This is a genomic window from Burkholderia sp. Ac-20392, from assembly GCF_017104585.1.
In the GTDB taxonomy this organism is placed as follows: domain Bacteria; phylum Pseudomonadota; class Gammaproteobacteria; order Burkholderiales; family Burkholderiaceae; genus Burkholderia; species Burkholderia lata.
In genome coordinates this window covers 1-2711 of sequence record NZ_JAAGPB010000769.1, presented here as the reverse complement: position 1 = coordinate 2711, position 2711 = coordinate 1, and the positions used below count along the sequence as shown (strand labels likewise).

The following is a 2711-nucleotide window of genomic DNA, read 5'->3' as shown; positions in this document are numbered from 1 at the left end:
CGAGCTGCCGCTCGCGCAGCGCGAGGCGCAGGCGGCCTTCGGCGACGGCGGCGTGTACCTCGAACGCTTCATCGCACGGGCGCGCCACATCGAAGTGCAGGTGCTCGGCGACGGCCGCAACGTCGTCCACCTGTTCGAACGCGAATGCTCGCTGCAGCGGCGGCGCCAGAAAATCCTCGAGGAAGCGCCGTCGCCTTCGCTGACGCCTGCGCAGCGCAATGCGCTGTGCGCATCGGCCACGCGTCTCGCGCAAGAGGTTGGCTATCGCAGCGCGGGCACGCTCGAATACCTGTTCGACGACGCGCGCGGCGAGTTCTATTTCATCGAAATGAACACGCGCATCCAGGTCGAGCATCCGGTGACCGAGGCGATCACCGGCGTCGATCTCGTGCGCGAGACGCTGCGCATTGCCGACGGCGAGCCGCTGCGCTTCGCGCAGCACGACATCGCGATGCGCGGCGCGGCGCTCGAATGCCGGATCAACGCGGAAGATCCGCTGCAGGATTTCCGTCCGAACCCCGGCCGGATCGACGAACTCGTGTGGCCGACCGGCCCGGGCGTGCGCGTCGATTCGCTGCTCTACCCGGGCTACATCGTGCCGCCGTTCTACGATTCATTGCTCGCGAAGCTGATCGTGCACGACGAGAGCCGCGCGGCCGCGCTGCAGCGGATGGCCCGCGCACTGGGCGAGCTGCAGGTCGGCGGCCTGAAGACGACCGCGCCGCTGCACGTCGCACTGCTCGCGGACGACGACGTGCGCGCCGGGCGCTATCACACGAATTTTCTCGAAGCGTGGATGCCGCGCTGGCGCGAAGCCGCCGCCGCGCAACGACACGCAGCCGACAATGCAGACGCCGTGCGCGTCGGGGAGGCGATGTGACGACCCGTTATACGTTCGGCGGCGACGAGTTCGTGTTCGTCGAAATCAGCGAATCGATGTCGCTCGATGCGTTCTTCAAGGGCACGGCGATCACGCGCGAACTGCAGCGCCGCGCGGTGCCGGGCATCACCGAGATCTGTCCGGCGAATGCGTCCTACCAGGTGCGCTACGACCCGGACGTGATCGAGCCCGACGCGCTCGTCGCGCTGTTGAAGACGATCGAGGCCGAAGTCGGCGACGCGCCGCTCGAACTCGACACGCGCATCGTCGAGGTGCCGGTGCTCTACAACGACCCGTGGACGCACGAGACGCTGATGCGGTTTCGCGAACGCCACCAGGATCCGTCGTCGACCGATCTCGAATACGCGGCCCGCATCAACGGCAAGCGCGACGTCGATGAATTCATCGCCGCGCACTCGGGTTCGCCGTGGTTCGTGTCGATGGTCGGCTTCGTCGCGGGCCTGCCGTTCATGTACCAGATGGTCGAGCGCGAACGCCAGCTCGAAGTGCCGAAGTACCTGCGGCCGCGCACCGACACGCCGAAGCTGACGGTCGGCCACGGCGGCTGTTTCGGCTGCATCTACTCGGTGCGCGGCGCGGGCGGCTACCAGATGTTCGGCGTGACGCCGGCGCCGATCTTCGATCCGGAGCAGCGGCTCGGCTACCTGCGCGACTTCATGGTGTTCTTCCGGCCCGGCGACATCGTGAAATTCCAGCCGATCGATCGCGCGACCTACGATGCCGCGGTGGCCGACGTCGAAGCCGGCACCTTCTCCCTGCGCGTGCGCCCGGTGAAATTCTCGCTCGACGCCTTCCTGCGCGATCCCGATGCGGTCAACCGCTCTCTCGTCGAGGTGCTGCATGCAAGCTGACGCGCACAACCTGATCGAGGTCGTCAAACCCGGCCTCGCGACGTCGGTCCAGGACATGGGCCGGCAAGGCTACTACCACGTGGGCATTCCGCCGTCGGGCTCGCTCGACCAGTACGCATCGCGTGCGGCGAACCTGCTGGTCGGCAATCCCGAAGAAGCGGCCGTGCTCGAATGCACGCTGCTCGGCCCCGAGCTGATGTTCCATACGGATGCGCTGATCGCCGTCACCGGCGCCGAGATGACGCCGAAGATCGACGGCATCGGGCAGCGCTGCAACGTCGCGCTGCGGATCCGCGCGGGCAGCGTGCTGTCGTTCAACTACGTGAAGGCCGGCGCGCGCGCGTATCTCGCCGTCGCGGGCGGCATCGACGTGCCGGTCGTGCTCGGCAGCCGCTCGACCTACACGCTCGGCGCGATCGGCGGCCACGCGGGCCGGCGCCTGCAGAAAGGCGACCGGCTGCCGATCGGCGCTCCCGTCGGCACGCACCGCGAAGGGCGCGAGCTGCCGGCGGCCGTGAGCCGGCCGCTCGACAACCAGGTCGAACTGCGCGTGCTGACGGGCCTGTACCACTACCGGCTCACCGACGATTCGGCGCGCACCTTCTTCGACGACGAATGGACGGTCGCGCCCGAAGCCGACCGCATCGGCTACCGCTACAAGAACGGCCGCGCGCTGCAGTTCCGGCCGCGCGAGCAGCCGTTCGGCGCGGGCGCCGATCCGTCGAACATCGTCGACGCGTGCTACCCGATCGGCTCGATCCAGGTGCCGGCCGGGCTCGAGCCGATCATCCTGCACCGCGACGCGGTGTCGGGCGGCGGCTACGCGACGATCGGCACGGTCATCAGCGCCGACATGGACCTGATCGGCCAGATGCAGCCCAACCACCGCGCGCGCTTCGTGCGCGTGACGATGGCCGACGCGCTCGCCGCGCGCCGCGAGTACCAGCGGCGCCTCGCGA

General features: G+C 68.7%; 2 protein-coding genes and 1 pseudogene. All 3 read left to right on the top strand.

Annotated features, from left to right (window positions below):
• Positions 1 to 880 (top strand): annotated as a pseudogene (locus G3N99_RS37980) (acetyl-CoA carboxylase biotin carboxylase subunit); the annotation flags it as partial.
• On the top strand, positions 877 to 1752 hold the full coding sequence (locus G3N99_RS37975) for an allophanate hydrolase subunit 1 (protein WP_174937674.1): 876 nt from the start codon (positions 877 to 879) through the stop codon (positions 1750 to 1752). The pseudogene G3N99_RS37980 and the gene G3N99_RS37975, both read left to right, overlap by 4 nt.
• On the top strand, positions 1742 to 2711 hold a 970-nt coding region (locus G3N99_RS37970), incomplete at its 3' end, for a biotin-dependent carboxyltransferase family protein (protein WP_206124941.1). The genes G3N99_RS37975 and G3N99_RS37970, both read left to right, overlap by 11 nt.